General features: G+C 71.7%; 15 protein-coding genes. 8 read left to right on the top strand and 7 right to left on the bottom strand.

Annotated features, from left to right (window positions below):
• Positions 1 to 40 precede the first annotated feature (40 nt).
• From ACWDEX_RS17275 to ACWDEX_RS17260, 4 genes are all read right to left on the bottom strand, one after another.
• Positions 41 to 670, bottom strand: a complete 630-nt coding sequence (locus ACWDEX_RS17275; protein ID WP_450464294.1) for an MBL fold metallo-hydrolase — start codon at positions 668 to 670, stop codon at positions 41 to 43.
• A complete protein-coding gene (locus ACWDEX_RS17270) occupies positions 670 to 1,758 on the bottom strand; it encodes an S-(hydroxymethyl)mycothiol dehydrogenase (RefSeq protein WP_450464293.1) in 1,089 nt (362 codons plus the stop codon). Before ACWDEX_RS17270 ends, ACWDEX_RS17275 begins: the two co-directional genes overlap by 1 nt.
• A 474-nt stretch (positions 1,759 to 2,232) precedes the next feature.
• Positions 2,233 to 2,487, bottom strand: a complete 255-nt coding sequence (locus tag ACWDEX_RS17265) for a hypothetical protein (protein WP_450464292.1) — start codon at positions 2,485 to 2,487, stop codon at positions 2,233 to 2,235.
• Positions 2,488 to 2,624: 137 nt separating this feature from the next.
• Positions 2,625 to 4,637, bottom strand: coding sequence for a GTP-binding protein (locus ACWDEX_RS17260; RefSeq protein ID WP_450464291.1), 2,013 nt, complete (start codon positions 4,635 to 4,637; stop codon positions 2,625 to 2,627).
• Positions 4,638 to 4,880: 243 nt separating this feature from the next.
• Between ACWDEX_RS17260 and ACWDEX_RS17255 the strand changes: the two genes are divergently transcribed.
• From ACWDEX_RS17255 to ACWDEX_RS17225, 7 genes are read left to right on the top strand one after another with little or no spacing between them, the layout of a single operon-like run.
• Complete coding sequence (locus ACWDEX_RS17255) at positions 4,881 to 5,351, top strand: (2Fe-2S)-binding protein (RefSeq protein WP_450464290.1); 471 nt, start codon at positions 4,881 to 4,883, stop codon at positions 5,349 to 5,351.
• Positions 5,348 to 7,708, top strand: a complete 2,361-nt coding sequence (locus ACWDEX_RS17250; protein WP_450464289.1) for a xanthine dehydrogenase family protein molybdopterin-binding subunit — start codon at positions 5,348 to 5,350, stop codon at positions 7,706 to 7,708. The genes ACWDEX_RS17255 and ACWDEX_RS17250 overlap by 4 nt, the downstream gene beginning before the upstream one ends.
• On the top strand, positions 7,705 to 8,562 hold the full coding sequence (locus ACWDEX_RS17245) for an FAD binding domain-containing protein (RefSeq protein ID WP_450464288.1): 858 nt from the start codon (positions 7,705 to 7,707) through the stop codon (positions 8,560 to 8,562). Before ACWDEX_RS17250 ends, ACWDEX_RS17245 begins: the two co-directional genes overlap by 4 nt.
• Before the next feature lie 4 nt (positions 8,563 to 8,566).
• Complete coding sequence (locus ACWDEX_RS17240) at positions 8,567 to 9,442, top strand: AAA family ATPase (protein WP_450464287.1); 876 nt, start codon at positions 8,567 to 8,569, stop codon at positions 9,440 to 9,442.
• Position 9,443: 1 nt separating this feature from the next.
• Positions 9,444 to 10,559, top strand: a complete 1,116-nt coding sequence (locus ACWDEX_RS17235; RefSeq protein WP_450464286.1) for a vWA domain-containing protein — start codon at positions 9,444 to 9,446, stop codon at positions 10,557 to 10,559.
• Positions 10,560 to 10,574: 15 nt separating this feature from the next.
• Complete coding sequence (locus ACWDEX_RS17230; RefSeq protein WP_450464285.1) at positions 10,575 to 11,687, top strand: XdhC family protein; 1,113 nt, start codon at positions 10,575 to 10,577, stop codon at positions 11,685 to 11,687.
• A gap of 9 nt (positions 11,688 to 11,696) precedes the next feature.
• A complete protein-coding gene (locus ACWDEX_RS17225; protein WP_450464284.1) occupies positions 11,697 to 12,323 on the top strand; it encodes an SRPBCC family protein in 627 nt (208 codons plus the stop codon).
• A gap of 5 nt (positions 12,324 to 12,328) precedes the next feature.
• Here the strand turns inward: ACWDEX_RS17225 and ACWDEX_RS17220 are convergent, their stop codons facing one another.
• The 3 genes from ACWDEX_RS17220 to ACWDEX_RS17210 form a co-directional block, all read right to left on the bottom strand.
• Positions 12,329 to 12,844, bottom strand: a complete 516-nt coding sequence (locus ACWDEX_RS17220; protein ID WP_450464283.1) for a metallophosphoesterase family protein — start codon at positions 12,842 to 12,844, stop codon at positions 12,329 to 12,331.
• A gap of 41 nt (positions 12,845 to 12,885) precedes the next feature.
• Positions 12,886 to 15,339, bottom strand: coding sequence for a SpoIIE family protein phosphatase (locus ACWDEX_RS17215; protein WP_450464282.1), 2,454 nt, complete (start codon positions 15,337 to 15,339; stop codon positions 12,886 to 12,888).
• 184 nt (positions 15,340 to 15,523) lie between these two features.
• Positions 15,524 to 16,012, bottom strand: a complete 489-nt coding sequence (locus ACWDEX_RS17210; protein WP_450464281.1) for a VOC family protein — start codon at positions 16,010 to 16,012, stop codon at positions 15,524 to 15,526.
• A 122-nt stretch (positions 16,013 to 16,134) separates the two neighbouring features.
• Between ACWDEX_RS17210 and ACWDEX_RS17205 the strand changes: the two genes are divergently transcribed.
• Positions 16,135 to 17,334 carry an epoxide hydrolase family protein gene (locus tag ACWDEX_RS17205; protein WP_450464280.1) on the top strand — a complete coding sequence of 400 codons (1,200 nt, stop codon included), beginning with the start codon at positions 16,135 to 16,137 and terminating at the stop codon, positions 17,332 to 17,334.
• The last annotated feature ends 54 nt before the right edge of the window (positions 17,335 to 17,388 follow it).

Here is a 17,388-nt window from a genome sequence, read left to right as displayed (position 1 = left end):
CTTCTGTCGCCTTTTCGAGATGGCGATCAGATCTGCCGGATCAGTGGCCGCGTGCGATCCATTCGTCGAGGTGGGGTGCCTCGGCGCCGATGGTGGTCGAATCGCCGTGGCCGGTGCGGACCACCGTCTCGGGCGGGAGGGTCAGCAGCCGGTCGCGGATCGACTCGATGATGGTCGGGAAGTGGGAGTACGAGCGTCCGGTGGCCCCCGGGCCGCCCTGGAAGAGCGTGTCGCCGGTGAAGACCGTGCCGAGGCCCGGGTCGTAGAGGCAGACCGCTCCGAGGGCATGGCCCGGGGTGTGCAGGACGGTCAGGTCGGTGCCGGCCGTCTCGATGACCTGGCCGTCGGCGAGCCAGTGGTCGGGGAGACGGCCGGGGTGCGTCAGCTTCCACAGCGGCAGGTCGTCAGGGTGGAGCCAGATCGCCGCACCGGTCCGCTCGGCCAGGGCCGGCGCGGCATCGATGTGGTCGTTGTGGGCGTGCGTGCACACGATGGCGCGCAGCCGCCGGTCGCCCACGGCCTCGGCGATCGCGTCGGCGTCGTGGGCGGCGTCGATGACGATGGCCTCGTGGTCGTCGCCGACGATCCACACGTTGTTGTCGACGTCCCAGGTGCCGCCGTCGAGGGAGAAGGTGCCGGAGGTGACCAGGTGGTCGATGCGCGCGGTCATCACAGCACCACCACGGAACGCAGGACGTCACCCTGGTGCATCCGCTCGAAGGCCTTCTCGACCTCGTCGAGGGCGATGGTCTCCGAAACGAACTTCTGCAGGTCCAGACGGCCCTGGAGGTGCAGGTCGATCAGCATCGGGAAGTCGCGGGAGGGCAGGCAGTCCCCGTACCAGGACGACTTCAGCGCGCCGCCGCGCCCGAAGACGTCGAGGAGCGGCAGCTCCAGCTTCATCTCCGGGGTGGGCACGCCCACCAGGACGACGGTGCCGGCCAGGTCGCGGGCGTAGAAGGCCTGCTTGTACGTCTCGGGGCGGCCGACCGCCTCGATCACGACGTCGGCGCCGAAGCCGCCGGTCAGCTCACGGATCGCCTCGACGGGGTCGGTCTCCTTGGAGTTGACGGTGTGCGTCGCGCCCATCTCCCGGGCAGTCCGAAGCTTGCGGTCGTCGATGTCCACCGCGATGACCTTCGCGGCGCCCGCCAGGTGCGACCCGGCGATCGCCGCGTCGCCGACACCGCCGCAGCCGATGACCGCGACCGAGTCCCCACGGCCGACGTTCCCGGTGTTGATGGCGGCGCCGATGCCCGCCATCACCCCGCAGCCGAGGAGGCCCGCCACCGCCGGGGAGACGGACGGGTCGACCTTGGTGCACTGTCCGGACGCGACCAGGGTCTTCTCCGCGAAGGCGCCGATGCCCAGGGCCGGGGAGAGTTCCTGTCCGGTGGCGGCGAGGGTCATCTTCTGCTTGGCGTTGTGCGTGTCGAAGCAGTACCAGGGGCGCCCGCGCAGGCACGCGCGGCACCGGCCGCACACCGCACGCCAGTTGAGGATCACGAAGTCACCGGGGGCGACGTCCGTGACGCCCTCGCCAACCGACTCGACGATCCCGGCCGCCTCATGGCCGAGCAGGAACGGGAAGTCGTCGCTGATGCCGCCCTGCTTGTAGTGCAGGTCGGTGTGGCACACCCCGCAGGCCTGGATCTGCACCACCGCCTCGCCAGGACCCGGATCCGGTACGACGATCGTCTCGACCCGTACCGGCTCGTTCTTGCCAGGGGCGATCACGCCGCGCACTTCCTGCGCCATGGTGCTGCTGCCTTCCGTCGGTGGTGCGGGCGCATCGCGCGCCCGGTGCGGGCCACGGCGGCCCACATCCATGATCCATGCGCGGCCAGGACGCCTTGTGCACGTCGCCCGCGCCGCGGAAGCGAGATCGACCGGATGCGTCGCTCTTCGGGCGCCGGTGGGGAATCAATTCGCCGCTTCCGAAGGCATTTTAACCTTTAACAACCACTGAGAGACGCGGACAGGTCTTCGCTCGGCGCGGGACAACGCCTGGTGATTCGGCAGCATCCGGGCGGGTGGGTACGGCCGGGCGTCGACGGCCCCCACTGGATGGGCGGTACCGTCGGTCCACCTCCCGCGAACTGCCCTGCCAAAACGGCCCGTTCGCATCGGGACGCACTGGCCGCCCTCCGAAAAGTCACAGCCCCCGGCCTTGTCGGCCGGGGGCGCAGGGGCGCCACGCGGGCGCTGTACGTACTCGCCTCAGTGCTGGGCTCAGTGCTGGACGACCGGAATCCGCCCCGTGACAGGCGCGACGAGACCGGCGGCGTGGTTGAGCTGGTCGGACGGCCGCGGAATCTCGTTCTGGTGCTCCGCGGGGATGCCGGTGCGGGCCAGCGAGTCGAGCAGGGTGACCGGGTTCCCCGCGTCGTGGGCCCCGGCGGGGGCGGCGGCGGCCAGCGGCGCGGCAAGGCCCGTGACACCCACGGCGAGACCGACAGCGGCGACGATGCGTCGTGTTGAGATCATGTCTTCAGCAACGCCACCGGGCCGCCGACGGTCACGGGGTCCGGTCCGCACTCACCCGAGAGGCGCACAGCGCCAAACGTGTTGTCGAGCCCGCCACCGCAACCCGCCCCGAAAGCACCTGCGTTGAAACCACTGGCTCAAGAGGACGCAAGCGCCCCACTCCCCGGCACTTTTCGCAACACTCGGAGCAGATACTCCTCACGGTCGAGCGGGTTGTGGTCGGTGCGCGGGCGGCACGGGACCTCGCCGACCGTCACCGGCGCGTAGTGGTCGAACACGGACTCCAGTTCGCCCTCGCCACGCGTCGGCCCCGGCAGCGACTGCTCCAGTCCGTGGACCTGGGCCGCGGTCACCTGCCCGGTCAACACGCATTCCGTACCCCGCAGTTCGGTGTTCTGCGGTACCGCGCCCTGCCGGGTGAGGAGGGGCAGCAGCGCGCCGAGCGTGTCGGCCGGTGCCTGGATACGGAAACGGTGCATCGGCTCGTACACCCGCGTCCCCGCCCGCTGCAACGCGGCCATCACGACCAGTGGGGTCAGCCCCCGGAAGTCCGCCCCCGTGCTCGACATGCTCTTGTCGAAGCCCTGGTGGGCATGGCTCTGCCGCGGGGAGTAGCCCGAGTGCGTCATGGTGACCGTGCAGTCGGTGACCTGCCAGCCGTGCAGGCCCTGCGTCAGTGTCTCGGTCACCGTGTCCTCGACGGCCTTGAAGAAGGCGTACGGCATCGATCCGAGTTCGACCTCCAGGCGGAAGCCCACACCGGAGCCGACCGGGGCCGGATCGACACGCAGTCCGACCGTGGCGAGGAACGGGTTGGGATCCTTCTGGTTGAACTCCACCGCCGCGCCCGTGCCGACGGGCCGTTCGATGCACAGGGGCGTTGTCGGCCGGAACGTGACCTCGACGCCGTACTCCTCGGCGAGCGTCGCCTGGATGACCTCCTTCTGGACCTCTCCGTAGAGGGAGACGGAGATCTCCTGGCGGATCTCGTCCTGTCGCAGGGCGATGAGCGGGTCCTGTTCGGCAAGCTGGGCGAGCGCGAGGTGCAGTGCGCCCCTGTCGCCCGGACGGGCGGGGTGCACGACCGTCTCCAGGGTCGGCGGGGAGAAGTGGTGCCGGGGGCCGTCCGCGCGGGGAACGTCACCGAAGGTGTCACCGATACGGACACCCGCCAGACCCCACAGTCTCCCGATCCGCCCCGCCGTCACCGATTCCTCACGAACGGCCGAGCCGCGGTCGAAGACGCTGATCGCGGTGACCTTGCCCTCCTGGCCGTCGCGGAACCGCAGCAGGTCGCGGGTCCGCAGGGTGCCGGAGAACAACCGCGCGTACGCGATCTTCTCCCCCGCCGGTCCCCGCTCGACCTTGAAGACCGTCCCGGAGACCGGCCCCTCCGGGTCGCCGCCGGCGGGCGGCAGCAGCTCCTTGACTCCGTCGATCAACTCGTCGACGCCCGCGCCCGTGATCGCCGACCCGAAGAACACGGGGTGCACCAGGGCCCGCCGGGTCTGTTCCACGAGGGCAGTGCGCAGTCGGTCGTAGGAGACCGTGTCCTCGACATAGGCAGCCAGCAGGTCCTCGTCGTACTCGGTGAGGACGTCCAGCAGCCGATCCGTGAACGCCCCGTCATGGACGTCGCGGGGCAGGACGTGCGCGTCGCGCGTGCCGAGTCCGACCGCCCGCCCCATGGGGACGACCGAGGGGGTGAGGCGCTCGGCCAGGGCGTCGAACGTCCGGTCGGCAAGCGCGCCACCACGGTCGATCTTGTTCACGAAGATGAGCGTCGGAATCCGCAACCGCCGCAGCGTCCGCATCAGGATGCGCGTCTGCGCCTGGACGCCCTCCACCGCCGAGACGACGAGCACCGCGCCGTCGAGCACACTGAGCACCCGCTCCACCTCGGCGATGAAGTCCGGGTGGCCGGGGGTGTCGATCAGATTGACGGTGACGTCGTCGATCGTGAAGGAGACGACGGCGGACCTGATCGTGATGCCGCGCCGCCGTTCCAGCGCGAGGGTGTCGGTCCGGGTGCTTCCGTCGTCGACGCTGCCGATCTCGTCGATTGCTCCGGCCGAGTGCAGCAGCCGCTCGGTGAGGCTTGTCTTACCCGCGTCTACGTGCGCGAGGATTCCCAGGTTCAGCGTGGGCACAGAGCGTCATGTCCTTTGTCACGGGAGTGGTTCCTTGCTGGGTGGACATGGACGCTGCGCGCATTGCCTCTCCTCGGTTCGACGACGTGTCCGGTGCAGTGCAGCAGGAACCGCGGGCGGCGGCAACGGATTAACCCCCAACCGTTTCTGTCGCGCCACTCGCCGCGCCCCGACACCCGGCCCTACAGTGACGCAGGTCACGTAAACTGACTGCACCCCTCACCTGGCTCTCCGGGAGGGCACATGACCCGTATTTCGGTGAAGGTGGACGGCACCACATACGAGGACGAGGTCGAACCGCGCCTCCTCCTGGTCCACTACCTGCGGGACCGTCTGGGGCTCACCGGGACCCCCGTCGGCTGCGACACCTCGAACTGCGGCGCCTGCACGGTCGATCTCGACGGCGAGACCGTCAAGAGCTGCTCGGTACTCGCCGTCCAGGCCGACGGCGGCGAAGTGACCACCGTCCAGGGGCTCGCGGGAGGTGGCGAGTGGCATCCGCTGCAGAAGGCGTTCCACGAAAGGCACGCGCTGCAGTGCGGCTACTGCACCCCCGGCATGATCATGGCGGCCCGGGATCTGCTCCGCGAGAACCCGGCCCCGACCGCGGACGAGGTGCGTCACGCTCTGGAGGGCAACCTCTGCCGGTGCACCGGTTACCAGAACATCGTGCGTGCCGTCCTGGACGCCTCCGAGCAGGAGGTCGCGTCGTGACCGGGACGACCGAGCGGGAGGTCGGCCGGGCCCGGCTGCGCAAGGAGGACGCCCGGCTCGTCACCGGGCAGACCACCTGGACCGACAACATCCAGGTGGCCGGGCTGCTGCACCTCGCGATCCTGCGCAGCCCCATGGCCCACGCCCGCGTCGACCGGGTCGACGTCTCCCCGGCGCTCGAACGTCCAGGTGTCGTCGCGGCATTCAGCGGGCGCGATCTCGCCGAGGGACTGGGGTCGCTCCCGTGCGCCTGGCCGGTGACCGAGGACATCGTGCTGCCCGACCATCCGCCGATCGCCGTGGACGAGGTGCGCCACGCGGGCGATCCCGTGGCGGTCGTCGTGGCCCGCGACCGGTACGCGGCCGCCGACGCGCTGGAGGCGGTCGAGGTCGACTACACACCCCTTCCGCCCGTGCTGGACCTGGAGGCGGCGCTCGCCGAGGACGCCCCGCTGGTCCACGCCGACAAGGGCACGAACCGCTGCTACGTCTGGCCGCTGGCCACCGGAGACGACTACACGAGCGTGAAGGAGCGCGCCGACGTCGTCCTCAAGCGGCGCTATGTGCAACAGCGGCTGATCCCCAACGCGATGGAGCCGCGTGCCGTCGTGGTCGCCCCGCTCGCCGCCTCCGGTGAGTACACCGTCCACTCGGCCACCCAGATCCCGCACATCCTGCGGATCATGCTCGCCATGGTCACCGGCGTTCCCGAGCACAAGCTGCGCGTGATCGCCCCCGACGTGGGCGGCGGCTTCGGCTCCAAGCTCCAGGTGTACGGCGAGGAGGCCATCGCCCTCACCGTCGCGCGCCGCCTCGGACGCCCCGTCAAGTGGACCGAGTCCCGCTCCGAGGGCTATCTGGCCACCCACCACGGCCGCGGCATGATCCAGGACGTCGAGATCGCGGCGACCCGCGAAGGCAGACTGCTCGGGCTGAAGGTGGACCTGCTGGCCGACATGGGCGCGTACCTGATGCTCGTCACGCCCGGTGTCCCGATCCTCGGCGCGTTCATGTACCCGGGGATCTACAAGATGGACGCTTACGACTTCACCTGCACCGGTGTGTTCACGACCCGGACGCCGACCGACGCCTACCGGGGCGCGGGACGCCCGGAGGCGACCTACGCCATCGAACGGATCATGGACGAGCTGGCCACCGAACTCGATCTGGATCCCGTGGAGTTGAGGCGTCGCAACTGGATCCGGCACGAGGAGTTCCCCTATCCGTCGGTGGCGGGCCTGACCTACGACAGCGGCAACTACGAGGCCGCGACGGACAAGGCCCTCGCGCTGTTCGGCTACGACGACCTGCGCGCCGAGCAGCAGAAGCGCAACGAACGCGGCGAGACGGTGCGGCTCGGCATCGGTGTGTCGACGTACACGGAGATGTGCGGGCTCGCCCCGAGCCGGGTCCTGGGTGACCTGCGGTACGGGGCCGGGGGCTGGGAGGCGGCGAGCATCCGCATGCTGCCCACCGGCAAGGTCGAGGTGGTCACCGGTACCAGTCCGCATGGGCAGGGGCATGTGACGTCCTGGAGCCAGATCGCCGCCGACGTGCTGGGCGTGCCGTTCGAGGACGTGGAGGTCGTGCACGGCGACACGCAGGCGGCCCCGCAGGGCATGGACACCTACGGGTCGCGGTCGCTGGTCGTCGGTGGGGCGGCCGTGCACCAGGCCGCGCTGAAGGTGGTGGGCAAGGCCCGGAGGGTCGCCGCGCATCTGCTGGAGGCCAGCGAGGACGACCTGGATTTCGTGGGCGGGGCGTTCTCGGTCAAGGGGTCGCCCGAGGCGCGCACCACGATCCAGGAGATCGCCTTCGCGGCGTTCTCGTCGCACGACCTGCCCGACGGCATGGAGCCCACCATCAACGCCGAGCACATCATGGACCCGGAGAACTTCTCCTATCCGCACGGCACGCATCTGTGCGCGGTCGAGGTGGACACGGAGACCGGGCGGTCGACGATCCGGTCGTATGTGTGCGTCGACGACGTCGGCCGGGTCGTCAACCCGCTGATCGTCGAGGGACAGGTGCACGGCGGGGTCGCCCAGGGCATCGCGCAGGCCCTGTACGAGGAGGCGGTGTACGACGACGAGGGCAACCTGGTGTCGGGCACCATGGCCGACTACCTCGTACCGTCGGCCGTGGACCTGCCCGGCTTCGTGACGGACCGGACCGAGACACCCGCCACATCCAACCCGCTGGGCGCCAAGGGCGTCGGGGAGGCCGGGACCATCGCGGCCACACCGGCGGTCGTGAATGCGATCGTCGACGCGCTGCGGCCGCTGGGCGTCACCGAGGTGGCGATGCCCTGTACACCCGAGCGGGTCTGGCAGGCCATTCAGGAGGCGTCGGCATGATTCCCCCGGCATTCGACTACGCCCGGCCGACGAGCGTCGACGAGGCGGTACAGACGCTCGCCGAGGCAGGCGAGGAGGCTAAGGTACTGGCCGGCGGGCAGAGCCTGTTGCCGCTGCTGCGCCTCAGGCTCGCCTTCCCCGAACTCGTCGTGGACGTCGGCCGGATCCCCGGGCTGAGCGGGGTGCGCGAGGACGGCGACACGCTGGTGATCGGCGCGCTGACCACACACCACCACGTCATCCGGGATCCGCTGGTGGGCCGGTACGCGGGGCTGCTCGCGGCGGCCACGCGGACGGTCGCCGACCCGGCGGTACGGCATCGCGGCACCCTCGGGGGCTCGCTCGCGCACGCCGATCCGGCCGGTGATCTGCCGACGGTGACGCTCGCCCTGGACGCCGAGCTGGTCGCGGTGGGGCCGCGGGGGCGGCGGACCATCGCGGCCCGGGAGTTCTTCGTCGACTACCTGCAGACCGCGCTACGGCCCGACGAGCTGCTCGTGGAGGTACGGGTACCGAAGACGGACGGCTGGGGCTTCCACTACGAGAAGTTCAACCGAGTCGCACAGGCCTGGGCGGTGGTCGGTGTGGCGGCGCTCGTGCGGCGCGAGAACGGGCACATCGCCGAGGCACGGGTCGGGCTGACGAACATGGGTGCGACACCGCTGCGTGCCGCGGCCTGTGAGGCGGAGCTCGTCGGGGCCCCGGCGGCGCCGGACGCCGTCGCCCGGGCCGCCGCGTCGGCGGCCGAGGGCACCCACCCCTCCTCGGACCCGTCGGCCACACCCGAGTACCGCGCGCATCTCGCCCGGGTTCTCACCCGGCGGGCGGTGCTGGCCGCGGCGGGAGGGGAGTGACGGCTTGAGAGGTCCCGAGGAGGTGCGGGAACGCCTGGAGAAGACGGGGTACCTCGTCGACGAAGGGCTGGCCGTCGCCTGCTTCCTCGCCCTCAGGCTGCACCGGCCCGTCTTCTGCGAGGGCGACGCGGGCGTGGGCAAGACCGCGCTCGCGTCGGCCCTCGCCGAGGCGCTCGGCGCGCCGCTGATCCGGCTGCAGTGTTACGAGGGCATCGACGCCTCCCAAGCCCTGTACGACTGGGACTTCCCGCGCCAACTGCTGCATCTGCGGGCCGCGGAGGCGGCCGGGGTCAGGGATCCGGACAGACTGGAGGGCGAGCTGTACGACCGGCGGTTCCTCATCGCCCGCCCGCTGCTGCAGGCCCTGGAGACACATCCCTGTGTGCTGCTGGTGGACGAGATCGACCGCGCCGACGACGAGTTCGAGGCGTTCCTGCTGGAGCTGCTGTCGGAGTTCTCGGTCACGATCCCCGAACTGGGCACGCTGCGCGCCGAGGTTCCTCCGGTGGTGGTGCTGACGTCGAACCGCACACGGGAGGTGCACGACGCGCTCAAACGCCGCTGTCTCTACCACTGGTTCGACCACCCCGGCTTCGCTCGGGAACTCGCCATCGTCCGGCGGAGGCTGCCGGGCGTGGCGGACCGGCTGGCCGAGCAGGTCACCGCCCTGGTGCAGGCGCTGCGCGCCGAGGACCTCGTGAAGCCACCGGGTGTCGCGGAGACGATCGACTGGGCCCGGGCGCTGGAGGCGCTGGGCGCCACGGAGGTGGACGCGGAGCTGGCGGTGGCCACGCTGGGGTCGGTGCTGAAGTACCGGGAGGACATGGAGCGGGCCCGGGGGCTCGACCTGTCGGCGATCCTCGCGGCGCGCGGGGTGTGACATGGACGTCGACCCGCCTGCCGTACTCGTCGGGTTCGCCCGCGCCCTGCGCGCGGCGGGCGTCGACGCCGGACCGGACCGCGTCCAGGTCTTCCTGCGCGCGCTCGACGTGCTGCGGCCCGGTGCCCGCTCCGACGTGTACTGGGCGGGACGGCTCACGCTGTGCGCGAGCCGGGAGGACCTGGAGCGCTACGAGCGGGTCTTCGGCGCCTACTTCGAGGGCGCTCCGGTCCACGGCAACGGCAGAGTGACGCCGCCGCGCCTGCGTGCTGCCGTCCGAGGCACGGACCTGCCTGCGGGTAGGGCCACCCGGGCCGAGGACGCCCTGGCGGCGCCCGCGCTGGCCAGTCGCACCGAGGTCCTGCGCCACCGCGACTTCGCCGGGCTGACCGTGGCCGAGCGGGAGCAACTGCGGCGCCTGCTGGCGGCGTTCACGCTGCGCGGCGAGGCCCGGCACACGGCGCGGCGCCATCCGGCGCGACGCGGAGGCGTCGACCCCCGGCGCACCGTACGGGAGATGCTGCGGCACGGCGGCGAGCCGGCGCGCCCGCGGCTGCACGCCCGCACCGACCGGCCCCGGCGTGTCGTTTTGCTGGTGGACGTCAGCGGTTCCATGTCCCCGTACGCGGACGCGCTGCTGCGTTTCGCGCACGCGGCCGTGCGCGGCCGCCGGACCGAGGTGTTCACCGTCGGCACCCGGCTGACCAGGGTGACCCACGAACTGGCCGACCGGGATCCCGAGGCGGCACTGGCGGCCGTCGCGGCGGCCGTACCGGACTGGCGCGGGGGCACCCGGCTCGGCGAACTGCTGCGCGCCTTCCTCGACCGGTGGGGGCAGCGGGGCATGGCGCGCAGCGCGGTCGTGGTGGTGCTGTCGGACGGCTGGGAGCGCGGCGATCCGGCCCTGCTCGCGGGTCAGATGCGCCGACTGCACCGGCTCGCGCACCGGGTGATCTGGGCCAATCCGCGCAAGGCGCGCCCCGGCTACGCGCCGCTGGCCGCCGGCATGGCGGCGGCGCTGCCGAGCGTGGACGCGTTCGTCGAGGGACACAGCCTGGCCGCGCTGGAGCGTCTTGCGGCGGTGGTACGAGGAGTGACGAGAGGAGCAAGGCCGTGACCGAGGGAGCACGTGATGCGTGAGATCCTCCCGGAGCTGCACCGGTGGTACGCGGCGGGAGCCCCGTTCGGGCTGGCCACCGTCGTCGCGGTCAGCCGCAGCGCGCCGCGCGGCCCGGGGGCGGCGATGGCCGTCGGTCCCGGCGACGAGGTGGTGGGCAGCGTCTCCGGCGGCTGTGTGGAGGGCGCGGTGTTCGAGCTGGCCCAGGAGGTCGTTCAGTCGGGCGCGGCCCGGCTCGCGAGCTTCGGCTACAGCGACGAGGACGCGTTCGCCGTGGGGCTGACCTGCGGGGGCGAGATCACGCTGCTGGTACGCCGGGTGACACCCGACGAGGACGTGTCCTTCGGAGCGCTGGCCGAGTCGGTGGCCGCGGGGCGTCCGGTGACCGTGGCGACGGTGGTCGACGGTCCCGCGCCCCGCGGAGCCTCGCTCGCCGTGTGGCCTCACCAGGTGTCGGGATCGCTAGGCTCCACGGGTCTGGACGTGGCGGTCACCGCCGACGCGCGCGGTGAACTCGCCCAGGGCTCCACCGGGCAGCGGCACTACGGCCCCCGCGGAGAGCGGCGCGAGGACGCCGTCACCGTGTTCCTGCACTCCTTCGCGCCGCCTCCGCGGATGCTGGTCTTCGGCGCCATCGACTACGCGGCCGCGGTCGCCCGTATCGGCGACTTCCTCGGCTACCGGGTCACCGTGTGCGACGCCCGCCCGGTCTTCGCCACCCCGAAACGCTTCCCTGAGGGCGTGGAGGTGGTCGTGGACTGGCCGCACCGCTTTCTGCGGGGCACGGCCACCGACGACCGCACGGTGATCTGCGTGCTGACCCACGACCCGAAGTTCGACGTTCCCTTGCTGGAGGAGGCGCTGCGCCGACCGGCCGCGTACATCGGGGCGATGGGCAGCCGCCGCACCCATGACGACCGCATGAAGCGGCTGACCGAGGCCGGGCTGTCGCAACCGGAACTCGCCCGGCTGCGCTCGCCGATCGGCCTGGATCTCGGGGCACGGACACCCGAGGAAGTCGCGGTGTCCGTCGCCGCCGAGATCGTGTCGCTGCGGTGGGGCGGCAGCGGAACAGCCCTGACGGCGACGGCAGGGGCGATCCACCGGTCCGGTCCCGAATCGCTCTGAGGAGGAACAGTGGAGCTGCACCACGAGTTCACGGTCCCGGTCCCCATCGAGGACGCCTGGCGGACGCTGCTCGACATCGAGCGGATCGCGCCGTGCATGCCGGGCGCGACGGTCGAGGAGTACGACGGCAAGACCGTGACCGGGTCGGTGAAGGTGAAGGTCGGCCCGGTCACCGTGACCTACCGGGGCTCGGCTGTCTTCGAGGAGCAGGACGAGGTGGCACACCGGATGGTGCTGACCGCCAACGGCAAGGAGACCCGGGGGCAGGGCACCGCGCGGGCCACGGTGACGGGCACGCTCGCGCCCCTGGACGGCGGTGGTACGACCGTCTCGGTGCGCACCGACCTGACCGTGACGGGCCGCCCGGCACAGTTCGGTCGCGGTGTGCTGGCGGAGGTCGGCGACAAGCTGGTCGGCCAGTTCGCGGACTGTCTGGCGCAGCGTCTGGACGAGCAGGGTGCGGCGGCACAGGCCGAGCCCGCGCCGCAGGCCGCCGCCGGCCCGGCCGCGCCCGCCGAGTCCATCGATCTGCTGCGCACCGCCGGCGTTCCGGTGGCCAGGCGGCTCGCGGGCCCGGTGGCCCTCGTGGCGGCCGCACTGGTGTACTTCGTCGTTCGCCGGTACCGGCGTGCCTGAGCCGTTCAGTCCGGCTGGGCCGTGCGGGCGGGCAGCCGGTGCAGTTCCACCTCCGTCAGCTCGCCCTCCGTCACGGTCGCGGTCAGGTAGGTGCAGTGGGGCTGGCGGCGTCGGTCGGTCGGGGAGCCCGGGTTGAGCAGGCGCAGGCCGGTGTCCGTTGTGCTGTCCCAAGGGATGTGGCTGTGGCCGAAAACCAGTACGTCGAGGTCCGGGAAGCGCTCGGCACAGCGGCGTTCCCGGCCCTGGGCGGGGCCCGTCTCATGGACGACGCCCAGGCGCAGTCCGGCGAGGTCGGCGCGAGCCACCTCGGGGAGCCGGGCGCGCAGGGCGGGACCGTCGTTGTTGCCGTACACGCCTATCAGTCGGGCGGACAGGCGCTCCAGCAGGTCGAGCGTGGCGAGGTCCACCCAGTCGCCGGCGTGCACCACGACGTCGGCGCGGGGAAGTTCGGCCAGGAGTTGCTCGGGTAGTTCCCTGGCCCGCCTGGGCAGGTGGGTGTCGGACATCAGGAGCAGGCGCACGACGCCAGGGTGCCATGACGGTCGGCGCGCGGCACCCGGCGTCAGGCGTCCGCCGCGGCCGGCGACTGGTCCAGCACGACGTCCGCCCACACCTGCTTGCCACCGCTGACCGGGAGTGCTCCCCACGCGGCGGACACGGCCTCGACGAGCAGAATGCCGCGGCCCCCGGTCGCCTCCCAGCCGATGTTCGTCGGCTTGACCGGCGTCCGCGGTGAGGAGTCGGCGACCGCGACGCGCAGCCGGTGGTCGACGAGGGTGAGGTCGAGGCGGACCCGGCCGTCGGTGTGGACGAGGGCGTTGGTGACGAGTTCGGAGACGACGAGCAGCGCGGTGTCGGGTTCCTCCGTCACACCCCAGGCACGCAGGGTGCGCCGGGTGAAGCGGCGGGCGTGCCGAACCGCCTCGGGGACGCGCCACACCGTCCAGCTCTCCCGCAGCGGGCGCACCGCCATGCCGTCGTAGCGCATGAGCAGGAGGGCCACGTCGTCGCTGCGGTTGGCCCCGGCGAGCAGGGCGTCCGCGACGAGCCCGGGGCGCGCCGGGTCGGCGGCGGACAGGTCGTCGGCCAGGCGTGCGAGACCGACCTCGATGTCTAGCTGGGCGGACTCGACCAGGCCGTCCGTGGTCAGGGCGACGAGTGTGCCGGGTTGCAGCCGCAGCTGGCTCATCGGGAAGTCGGCCTCGGTGACTACTCCGAGGGGCGGTCCGCCGTCCGACTCGGCGATCTCCGTACTGCCGTCCGGGTACCTCAGTACGGGCGGGGGGTGTCCGGCGCGGACGTACCAGGCGATGCCCTGCTCCATGTCGACGTCGACATAGCAGCAGGTGGCGAAGAGGTCCGACTCCATGTCCACGAGGAGCCGGTTGGCGTGCGAGACGACGACGTCCGGGGGATGGCCCTCGACGGCGTAGGCGCGCAGGGCGGTGCGCATCTGGCCCATCAGGGTGGCGGCGCCGGCGCTGTGGCCCTGGACGTCGCCGATGAGGAGGGCGACGTGGTTGTCGGGCAGCGGGATCACGTCATACCAGTCGCCGCCGAGTTCCAGGTCCGCGGTGGTGGGCAGATAGCGGGCCACGGCGACGGCACCCGGCAGCCGGGGCAGACGGCGCGGGAGGAGGGCACGCTGGAGCATGCCGACCAGTTCGTGCTCGGCGTCGAAGGCGCGGGCGCGCGCCAGCGCCTGCCCGGCCAGGCCCGCCACGGCGGTCAGCAGAGCACGTTCGTCGGGGCCGAAGTCGTGCGGGCTGTCCCAGCCGATCAGGCAGGCCCCTGCCGTGCGCCCGCCCGCGGGCAGCGGCAGCACGGCGAGACCGCCGGGGCCGACCTCTGCGAGCGGGGGCTCCAGGGCCGTGCCTCCGGACCAGACGGCGGCACGGCCCTCGCGCAGCGCCGCGGCGAGGGTCGGCATGGCGCGCACGGGGGCGTCGGGCCACTCCGAGCGCCACTCGGCGCGCCACAGCTCGGGCCAGGCCTCCGGTTCGGGCGGGTCGAGGACGGTGACGACGAGCCGGTCGGACTCCAGCTCGGCGAGGGCGATGCGGTCGGCCCGCAACGGTGCGCGCAGGGCGGCGACCACGGCCCGGCTGACGTCGCGGACGGTGCCCGCGGTGGCGAGGGCCGCGGCGAGCCGCTGAACGCGGGTGACATCGCTGACGGAGGGGCGTTCCTTCGAGGCGTCGGCGACCGTGCCGGTGAGCCGCGCGGGGCGGCCCTCCGCCGCGGGCAGCAGGTGCCCGCGCAGCCGCAGCCACCTCGGCTCGCCGGAGGGCTGGAGGATGCGGAACTCCAGCTCCCGGTCGCCGATGGACATGTGGTCGGCCTCGACCACGGACATCAGCGAGGGCAGGTCCTCCGGCACGGTCTGGGCGAGCAGGGACTCGATCGTGCCGTCGAACTGGTCCGGGTCGATTCCGAACAGCTCCAGCATCCCGTCGTCGACCTCGACACGGCCGGAGTCCATGGCGAGGCTGAAGGCGTTGCCGGGCAGCTCCCCCGTGTCCGCCGTGATCGGCGCCGGACTGGTGACGGCTTCGGCCAGGCGCCGCAGCCAGGCGCGGTCGTCGGCGTCGAAGCCGTCCGGACTGTCGCTGACCGCGGTCAGGCATCCGCCGTCGCGCAGCGGCAGCACCCCCACGGAGAAGCCCCCGTCCGACAGCCGTCGGGCGTCCGCGCGGCGGGTCAGGTCCTCGGGTGTGAGCCACAGGGCCCGCCGGGAGTGGTGCACCTTCACGGCGGGCGCCGCGCCGGAGAGAGGGTAGGTGTCGCGCAGCCCGTACAGTGCCCTCGGCACGCCGACCGACTCGGCCAGGCACAGGTGGTGGCCGTCCTCGTCAGGGGTGTAGACGGCAGCCAGGGTCGCCGTGGTGAAGACAAGCGCCTGTTCGAGTACACGGCGCAGGCGCTCGCGGGGGTCGAGGTCCGCGCTGAGCGTCTTGAGGGCAAGTTCGGCACGCGGCGTACTCGTCCCGCGCCCCGTGGCGCCCTTACTGACCACGTTGCCATTACAGCGCTTCCGCGTCGCTCGCGCAGCTCTCTTGCCCATTCCGACTCGTCCGGTTCTGTTCCTCCGCCCTGCCCGGAGTCGGCAAGCCATGGGATCCGGCCCGGAGTTCGTGCCGCGAAGCAGCGGAGCACCGGGCCGGAAGCCAGGATCCGCGGGCTTCAGCCCGCGAAGCGTGTCATTCGCCCGCGTACGCCTTCTCCAGGGCGGCGATGTCCAGCTTGCCCATCGAGAACATCGCCCGCATGGTGCGAGCGGCCTTGTCGGGGTCCGGGTCGCCGACCATGTCCATGAGCACCTTCGGGACGACCTGCCAGGACACGCCGTACTTGTCCTTGAGCCAGCCGCACGGGCCGGGCTCGCCGCCGCCCTCGGTGAGCTTGTTCCAGTAGGAGTCGACCTCCTCCTGGTTGTCGCAGTGGATCTGGAAGGAGACGGCCTGGTTGAACGTGAACTCAGGGCCGTGCGAGCCGTTCAGCGCGACGAACTTGCTGCCGTTGGCCACGAATTCGACAGTGATCACGGAGCCGGCGGGGCCCGGTCCGGCCTCGGTGTGGCGGCTGATCCGCCCGACGCTGGAGTTCTTGAAGATCGAGACGTAGTGGTGCGCGGCTTCCTCGGCCTGGCCGTCGAACCAGAGACAGGTGGTGAGTCCTTTGCTGGCCATGCGTGCCTCCTGGAGCATGAGCGTTGTCATCCGTATCGACCGATCCTCGTGACGGAACTCATCGGTCGGGGCACGGAATAATCCACATGGCGGGTCCACTCCCCCGAAATAGCATCCCGACCATGACGTCAACGCCTGCTGAGAGCATCCGGCCGTTCCGCATCGACATCCCGCAGAGCGACCTCGACGACCTGTACGACCGTCTCGACCGCACCCGCTGGCCCGACGAGCTGCCGGGAGTGGGGTGGGCGTACGGGGTTCCCCGCGACTATCTGCGGGAGCTCGTACGGTACTGGCGCCAGGACTACGACTGGCGGGCCGCCGAGACGCGGTTGAACGCATGGCCGCAGTTCACGACGGAGATCGACGGGGCGCATGTCCACTTCGCCCATGTCCGCTCCCCGGAGCCGGGTGCCACCCCGCTGATCATCACCCATGGCTGGCCGGGATCGATCGTCGAGTTCCTCGAGGTCGTCGGACCGCTCGCCGACCCGGCCGCCCACGGGGGCGATCCCGCCGACGCGTTCCATGTGGTGGTGCCGAGCATTCCGGGGTTCGGGCTGTCCGGGCCCACCGCGAACACCGGCTGGGAGGCGGGCCGGGTCGCCGACGCGTGGGCCCGCCTGATGGACCGACTCGGCTACCGGCGCTTCGGCGCGCAGGGTGGTGACTGGGGCGCGGCGATCTCCCGTGAACTGGGCCGTGCCCACCCGGACCGGGTGATCGGCGTCCATCTCAACCTGCTGCCGGGCGCCCAGCAGACCACCGAACCGACGACCGAGGAACTGGCCGCGCTGAGCCCGTCGGAGCGAGAGCGCACGCTCACCTCGTGGCACCGCTGGGCCGAGTGGCAGCGAGAGGGTGCGGGATACGCCGCCCTGCACTCCACCCGCCCACAGACGCTCGGTTACGCGCTCACGGATTCACCGGTCGGTCAACTTGCCTGGATCGTCGAGAAGTTCATGGAGTGGACGGACTCGGACGAGTTGCCCGAGGAGGCCGTCGACCGGGACCGGCTGCTCACCAATGTGATGCTGTACTGGCTGACCGGCACCGCCGGTTCCTCCGCCCGGATCTACTACGAGCGGGCGCATGCCCGGGGCCGGGCCGCCGCGCCTACACAGCCGTCTACCGCCCCGACCGCGCTCGCCGTCTTCCCCGCCGAGATCCAGGTCCCGCTGCGGCACAGGGCGGAGCGGACCGAGAACATCGTGCGCTGGACCGAGTTCGACCGCGGCGGGCACTTCGCGGCGATGGAGGAGCCCGATCATCTGGTCGGTGATATCCGGGCATTCTTCCGGCAGTTGCGCGAGAAGGGTTGAGCCGAGCTCTGCTCCTGGCGAATCTGCCGGGGGCAGAGAAACCGCTTCCGCGGG

Source organism: Streptomyces sp. NPDC001020 (assembly GCF_053599115.1).
The sequence above is the reverse complement of the archived record's forward strand: the minus strand, read 5'-3'. Positions and strand labels throughout refer to the sequence as shown.